Source organism: Acinetobacter sp. YH12076, assembly GCF_013419525.1.
Taxonomy (GTDB): domain Bacteria; phylum Pseudomonadota; class Gammaproteobacteria; order Pseudomonadales; family Moraxellaceae; genus Acinetobacter; species Acinetobacter amyesii.
The window spans coordinates 194,176-200,559 of record NZ_VOZY01000008.1; the positions used below are offsets into that span (position 1 = coordinate 194,176).

At 40.3% G+C, this 6,384-nt stretch carries 7 protein-coding genes and 1 tRNA gene; 6 read left to right on the forward strand and 2 right to left on the reverse strand.

The window, feature by feature from the left end; translation table 11 throughout:
* Positions 1 to 618: 618 nt before the first annotated feature.
* Positions 619 to 694 (reverse strand) — tRNA-Gly (locus FTU22_RS10220).
* Between the two features lie 62 nt (positions 695 to 756).
* On the reverse strand, positions 757 to 2,178 hold the full coding sequence (cysS, locus tag FTU22_RS10225; RefSeq protein ID WP_180094295.1) for a cysteine--tRNA ligase: 1,422 nt from the start codon (positions 2,176 to 2,178) through the stop codon (positions 757 to 759).
* Positions 2,179 to 2,533: 355 nt separating this feature from the next.
* On the opposite strand from cysS, the gene FTU22_RS10230 reads away from it, so the two are divergent.
* The 6 genes from FTU22_RS10230 (at position 2,534) to FTU22_RS10255 (ending at position 6,302) form a co-directional block, all read left to right on the forward strand.
* Entirely contained in the window at positions 2,534 to 3,511 is a 978-nt protein-coding gene (locus FTU22_RS10230) for an SIS domain-containing protein (RefSeq protein ID WP_078193567.1), read from the forward strand.
* Between the two features lie 4 nt (positions 3,512 to 3,515).
* On the forward strand, positions 3,516 to 4,055 hold the full coding sequence (locus tag FTU22_RS10235; protein ID WP_180094297.1) for an HAD family hydrolase: 540 nt from the start codon (positions 3,516 to 3,518) through the stop codon (positions 4,053 to 4,055).
* Positions 4,056 to 4,090: 35 nt separating this feature from the next.
* Entirely contained in the window at positions 4,091 to 4,633 is a 543-nt protein-coding gene (lptC, locus tag FTU22_RS10240) for an LPS export ABC transporter periplasmic protein LptC (protein ID WP_180094299.1), read from the forward strand.
* On the forward strand, positions 4,623 to 5,189 hold the full coding sequence (gene lptA, locus FTU22_RS10245) for a lipopolysaccharide transport periplasmic protein LptA (protein ID WP_111883783.1): 567 nt from the start codon (positions 4,623 to 4,625) through the stop codon (positions 5,187 to 5,189). The genes lptC and lptA overlap by 11 nt, the downstream gene beginning before the upstream one ends.
* Positions 5,189 to 5,932, forward strand: coding sequence for an LPS export ABC transporter ATP-binding protein (lptB, locus tag FTU22_RS10250; protein ID WP_078188759.1), 744 nt, complete (start codon positions 5,189 to 5,191; stop codon positions 5,930 to 5,932). The genes lptA and lptB overlap by 1 nt, the downstream gene beginning before the upstream one ends.
* Before the next feature lie 166 nt (positions 5,933 to 6,098).
* Positions 6,099 to 6,302 carry a hypothetical protein gene (locus FTU22_RS10255; protein ID WP_180094301.1) on the forward strand — a complete coding sequence of 68 codons (204 nt, stop codon included), beginning with the start codon at positions 6,099 to 6,101 and terminating at the stop codon, positions 6,300 to 6,302.
* Positions 6,303 to 6,384 lie beyond the last annotated feature (82 nt).

Here is a 6,384-nt window from a genome sequence, read left to right on the forward strand (position 1 = left end):
CCAAATGTAATTTTGGCAAAGAATAACGGAAAATTATGGAGAAAAATTGAGGAAAATAGCCTAGATGAGCATTTCGTTAGATTATATTTTAACAGGTAGGCGAAAGGTCATATTGCAATAAGGAAAGCCTTAATCGTTGGGAAGAAATTAAGGCCTATAAATGCCGCTACAATATAATAAATCGCTGATGTGACGCAGTAGCATCAGAAGCGTAATTTGCTTCAAATAATAAAGATACGCAGTAATGTCATCCGCAATGGTTTGAGACAGGACGACTTCTAATCAAAAATGTTTTTGCGATACATTGAATCATTTGACGGTAGTGAACGCGTTTTGTTGGTGAGGTGCATTGCACCGCAAGATGGTTTCCTTGCGAAGCTTCGCATCTCATTTTGCCAAATGAGAAACAACGTTTCGTAAGAGTACTTCCAGCCGGAAGCTAATCCCTGTATTTAATCCCTAAATGTAAGACTTCGTCGAATAGATTTAAATATTATTTTTAAAATGCAAAATGGCTTTCATGTGCATAACATGAGTAAATAAATCTAAAAACAAGCCTTTGAAGAAAAATTTAGACATAAAAAAACCCTCATCTTTCGATGAGGGTTTTTCGTATTCTGGAGCGGGAAAGGAGACTCGAACTCCCGACCCCAACCTTGGCAAGGTTATGCTCTACCAACTGAGCTATTCCCGCAATGAGGTGAATTATAGAGAATTTCACACAACTGTCAACTCTCTATGCTTCTGTTTGCTTAATTAATCAGCACGGCGCCAAATAGTGCCTTGACGAGTATCTTCAAGGACAACCCCTTGATCTAACAAAGATTGGCGGATTTCATCTGCTTTGGCAAATTCTTTGGCTTTTTTCGCATCTTTACGTTGTTGAATTAAATCTTCAATTTGTGCTTCAGAGAGGCCTAGTGCTTCTTGACCAATATCAGATTTCAGGAAATCATCTACGTTGTGTTGCACCAAACCTAAAATATTGGTCAAGTGACGCAATGTCGAATAATACACAGCCGCTTGTTCAGCATTTTCATCTTTCACGGCACGGTTCAATTCTTTGTTGACTTCAAACAATACCGCAATTGCTTCTGCGGTATTGAAATCATCACGCATAGCGGCATTAAAGCGCTCAACTAAAGCATCATCCAAAGTTTCTACGGTTTTTTCACCATAGACTTGCTGATAAGCTTTAAATGAATGATAGAAACGAGAAAGGGTATTTTTCGCTTCTTTTAAAGCAGTGTCAGAGAAGTTTACTGGGCTACGGTAATGTGATGACACAATAAAGAAGCGAATCACTTCAGGGTGGAATTTATCCATCACATCACGAATAGTGAAGAAGTTACCTAAAGACTTCGACATTTTTTCGCCATCGACATTAATAAAGCCGACGTGCATCCAGTAATTGACATACTGTTCGCCAGTAGAGGCCTCAGATTGCGCAATTTCATTTTCATGATGCGGGAAAGTTAAGTCTGAACCGCCACCATGAATATCAAAATGGTTACCTAAGCAGCAGGTCGACATCGCTGAACATTCAATATGCCAGCCCGGACGGCCATTGCCCCAAGGCGAAGCCCAAGAAGGTTCATTTTCTTTGGCATGTTTCCAAAGCACGAAGTCAAAAGGATGTTTCTTTTCTACTTCTACATCAACGCGTTCAGAAGCACCAGCCTGCATATCGTCAAGTTTACGACCCGAAAGACGACCATATTTGGCAAACTTTTCAACTTCAAAATAAACATCGCCATTTGCAGATGGATATGCTGTACCTTTGTTGACTAAGTTACCAATCATATTCTGCATTTGATCGATATAGTCTGTTGCACGTGGTGCTTCATCAGGTGCTGCACAACCTAAATTGGCAGCATCTTCGTTCATGGCCTTGATAAAGCGATCGGTTAAAGCAGTAATACTTTCGCCATTTTCGTTGGCACGGGCAATAATTTTGTCGTCAATATCGGTAATGTTGCGAACGTATTTAACGTTCCAGCCCTGACTGCGCAGGAAACGGATAATATAGTCGAATGCAACCATAACTCGAGCATGACCAATATGACAGTAGTCATACACGGTCATTCCACAGACATACATATCGATATGTCCTTCTTTGCGAGGTACGAATTCTACTTTTTTACGTTGCTCTGAGTTATATAGAACAAAAGGTTGCATAGGTCTTCAAATTGTTTCTACCAAAAGATGGCTCATCTTAACCTAAGCATTTTTATTCATAAAGTTAAAACCCAAAAAAGCAGATATTTTTTAATGCTTGATGTCTTTGCGTTGCTAAAAATAGCGTAGAAGGTTAATTGGATTCGGTCTGAATCTTATTCGAGTGCTGAATTCAATTTATCTGTCCGGAAGATAAAAATGAAGAAATGCATCTTTTCTGCATAATTCATGAATTCTTATACATTTGGAAACGTGCTATTTGCATAGATATGATAAAATTGTGAAAATTTTTTATTTTGAAAGTGAGAGCGCACCTCTCACGGCTTAAGGTATAACAACTTTGAATCCACCAAATATGCCGAATCAAGTCGATTTTCAGAAAGTCGCATTAGAAACTTTGCGTATTGAAGAGCATGCTTTACAAGTATTAGCGACGCAAATAGATGATCGTTTTAGCCAAGCCTGCGAAATCATTTTACAGTGCAAAGGGCGTTTAGTGATTACTGGTATGGGTAAATCGGGTCATATCGGTCGTAAAATGGCCGCTACGTTTGCCTCGACAGGTACGCCATCTTTCTTCATGCATCCAGGTGAAGCTGGACATGGTGATTTGGGCATGTTAGTTAAAGGTGATGTGCTCATTGCAATTTCAAACTCAGGTAAGAGTGATGAAATTATGATGCTCATGCCATTGATCAAACATTTGGGCATTCCTCTAATTACCATGAGTGGCGACAATAAAGGCCCAATGCCACAAAATGCCGATGTCGCATTGACCTTGGGCAATATTCAAGAAGCTTGCCCTTTGGGGCTAGCACCGACCTCTAGTACCACTGCAACATTAGCCTTAGGTGATGCACTTGCAGTTGCATTATTGGATGCACGTGGCTTTACTTCAGATGATTTCGCACGTTCTCATCCTGCTGGAGCGTTGGGTAAACGTTTGTTATTGCATGTAAAACATCTTATGCATACAGGTGAAGACTTACCCAAAGTGTCGCCAGAGACACCAATGAATAAAGTTCTGTATGAAATTTCAAATAAACGTTTGGGTCTCACCACGATTGTCGATGAAAACGATACCTTATTGGGTATCTTTACTGACGGTGACTTACGTCGTTTGATTGATAAACAGCAAGGCTTTGATGTGAATATGAAAGTCTCAGAAGTGATGATTAAAAATCCTTTGACCATTTCACAAGAAGAACGCGCGGTACATGCTTTAGAACGTATGAACGAAAAGAAAATTACACAATTTGTAGTTGTTGATGATGTCAATAAAGTGATTGGGATTATCAGCATGCATGATTTGATTCAGGCTGGGGTAAATTAAGAAAATGGCATCGTATGTATTGCTAGAACAAGCGCGTCACATAGAAGCACTAGTACTGGATGTAGATGGAATTTTAAGTGATGGATTTGTAACGTTGACCAATAGCGGCGATGAAATCAAATCCTTTGATATTCGAGATGGCTTAGGCATGAAGTTGGTGCAAAAAGCGGGTATCAAAGTCATCATTATTACTGGCCGTAAAAGTAATATTGTTGAAAAACGCATGTCTGACTTAGGTGTCGATTTGGTCTTTCAAGGTCGTGAAGATAAAGGCGTTGCCTTGACTGAAGCCTGCGCACAGTGCGGTATTGATCCTTCAGATTGCCTATATATGGGCGATGACTGGCCCGATCTTTCAGCCTTCGCTATTGCGGGGATGAAAGTGACCGTACCAAATGGACATTTAGAAGTACGTCGCCGTGCAGATCTTGTTACGCAGGCGATGGGTGGACGTGGTGCTGTTCGTGAAATCTGCGATATGCTTTTAGTTTCTAAAGGTGTATACCAGGAACTACTTGAAAAATATGCAAGTGCACCTTATTAATAAATTGATGCAGTCACTGGATTGAATCTCCGCTTATGGATACTAAAGTTTTATACGTGACAGCTGTGGTCATTGCTGCAGTAAGCGGTGGTTTTTACTATTTCGGTGGAAAGGGTAATAAGCTTCAGGCGGACTCTTCGAAAAGTATGACTTACTCAGCTGAAAACATTAACCTGACGCAGACTGATGAGCAGGGAAAATTGCATGTTCGTGCGCAAGTCGATCGACTTGAGCAGGATTTGCAAAAGCAAACTTCTCATTTGGTGAATCTGAAAGCATCGACCTATCAGGATGGTGCTGTCGATGCCACGTTCTTTGCCAAACATGCCAATGGCATGGATGATAACCAAAAAGTCGTACTGAGTGACAATGTGGTTGCAACAAAATTGATGCGTGAAGGGCAAATGGAGTTTCGTACTGAGGAACTAACTGCTTTTCCAAAAAAGCGTGAAATAGAAACGGACAAGACTGTAACGGTGATTTCACCACAAGCCGAATTTGTCAGCCAAGGTTTAAAAGCAAATTTAAACGACGGTCAATACGAATTTTTTAATATTCGAGGAAAGTATGAACCATAATTTTAATCGAAAAACAGCAAAAACTTTCCTAAAACGTACAGCGCTACTCGGTTCACTGGCGTTATGTTCAGTTGCAGCTTTTGCTTTGCCTTCAGATCGTAATCAACCGATTTCATTGGTTGCCGATCGTGCAACGTTTAATGAAAAAACCGGGATTACGACGTATACCGGTAATGTCATCATTGAACAGGGTTCGATGAAGCTTCAGGCAAACTCAATCGTTGCGAACTTAAACAGCAAAAAAGAGATCAGTACGATTACAGCAACGGGTGGGCCAGCACATTTCCAACAAAAAACTGACCCTGCCAAAGGCTACGCAAAAGGCCAAGCACAGAAAATCGTCTACAATGCTGAAACAGGAATTATCACCATGACGGGTGGTGCTTTGTTACAACAAGATGGTGCAAGTATTCGTGGTAATAGCCTGAAATACAGTATGAATAAAGGTGACATCGTTGCTGAGGGTACACCAAATAAATCTGGATCTTCTTCGGGTCGTGTACAGATCGTAATTCCACCGTCAAGCACTAAGTCCTTCCCAGGAGCACGTGATTAATGGAGCAAACCTCGCAAGTTCAAACTTTATGTATTAAACATTTAGCCAAAAACTACAGTAAGCGTTGGGTGGTAAAGGATGTATCCTTTAGTATGCAAAGTGGTCAAATTGTGGGTTTACTTGGTCCAAATGGTGCAGGTAAAACCACAAGTTTCTATATGGTTGTTGGCCTAGTGCGTATGGATAAAGGTGAGATTCATTTAGATGATCTTGATTTGTCTGACTTGGCAATGCATGAGCGCGCACGTAAAGGTATTGGTTATCTACCCCAAGAAGCATCTATTTTTAGAAAATTAACCATTTCTGAAAATATCATGTCGATTTTAGAAACCCGTAAAGATCTAAATAAGCAACAACGTCAGCAACGTTTAACGGAATTGCTTGCCGACTTTAAAATCACACACATCAAAGATTCTCTTGGTATGAGTGTGTCGGGTGGTGAGCGTCGTCGTGCGGAAATCGCGCGTGCGTTAGCGGCAGACCCTAAATTTATGTTGCTCGATGAACCTTTTGCAGGGGTTGATCCTATTTCAGTGGGTGATATCAAAGACATTATCCGAACATTGAAAGATCGTGGTATTGGTGTATTAATTACAGATCATAATGTGCGTGAAACCCTTGCGATTTGTGAGCATGCTTATATCGTGAGCGAAGGTTCAGTGATTGCAGAAGGTACTCCAGAAGAAGTGCTTGCAGATGAAACGGTACGTAAAGTTTATCTTGGTGATGATTTTACCGTTTAATTGAATAATATAAGAAATTTCCCGTTGAATGGCGCTAGTTTCCTTCAGCGGGTTTATGTTATTGTCTGAAATGACAAAAACTGAGCGATTAATCTAAAAAATTAACAAGAATTCAGTATACTTTAAACTAAAAATACGACCTGCAAAAATCATGCGATTACGAAAGATGAATGGTCCAGAAGTTGGGCGTCCGCGTAAAAATAAGTGCAATTTCTTTTGTATATTATTATTACCCTTTTCCATTGGTTCAGTATATGCAGCAGATACCGGCACTGCACAAAGTACCATTCAAAAGACATTAGATAAGATTTTTTTACCTAATAAGGGCTTTGTTGCACAAAGATTTGAAATGCAAAGCGCCCCTAATTGATCCAAATTTAAGGCGTAACTTGGGTAAGTGGGCGACCTAATTCCGTAAATCTGTTAAGGACTGCTACACGTGCATGGATCTC

Bases quoted from the DNA above. Each gene is read 5' to 3' on its own strand.
- cysS (WP_180094295.1), bottom strand. From the start codon at position 2,178: ATGCAACCTTTTGTTCTATATAACTCAGAGCAACGTAAAAAAGTAGAA.
- FTU22_RS10230 (WP_078193567.1), top strand. From the start codon at position 2,534: ATGCCGAATCAAGTCGATTTTCAGAAAGTCGCATTAGAAACTTTGCGT.
- FTU22_RS10235 (WP_180094297.1), top strand. From the start codon at position 3,516: ATGGCATCGTATGTATTGCTAGAACAAGCGCGTCACATAGAAGCACTA.
- lptC (WP_180094299.1), top strand. From the start codon at position 4,091: ATGGATACTAAAGTTTTATACGTGACAGCTGTGGTCATTGCTGCAGTA.
- lptA (WP_111883783.1), top strand. From the start codon at position 4,623: ATGAACCATAATTTTAATCGAAAAACAGCAAAAACTTTCCTAAAACGT.
- lptB (WP_078188759.1), top strand. From the start codon at position 5,189: ATGGAGCAAACCTCGCAAGTTCAAACTTTATGTATTAAACATTTAGCC.
- FTU22_RS10255 (WP_180094301.1), top strand. From the start codon at position 6,099: ATGAATGGTCCAGAAGTTGGGCGTCCGCGTAAAAATAAGTGCAATTTC.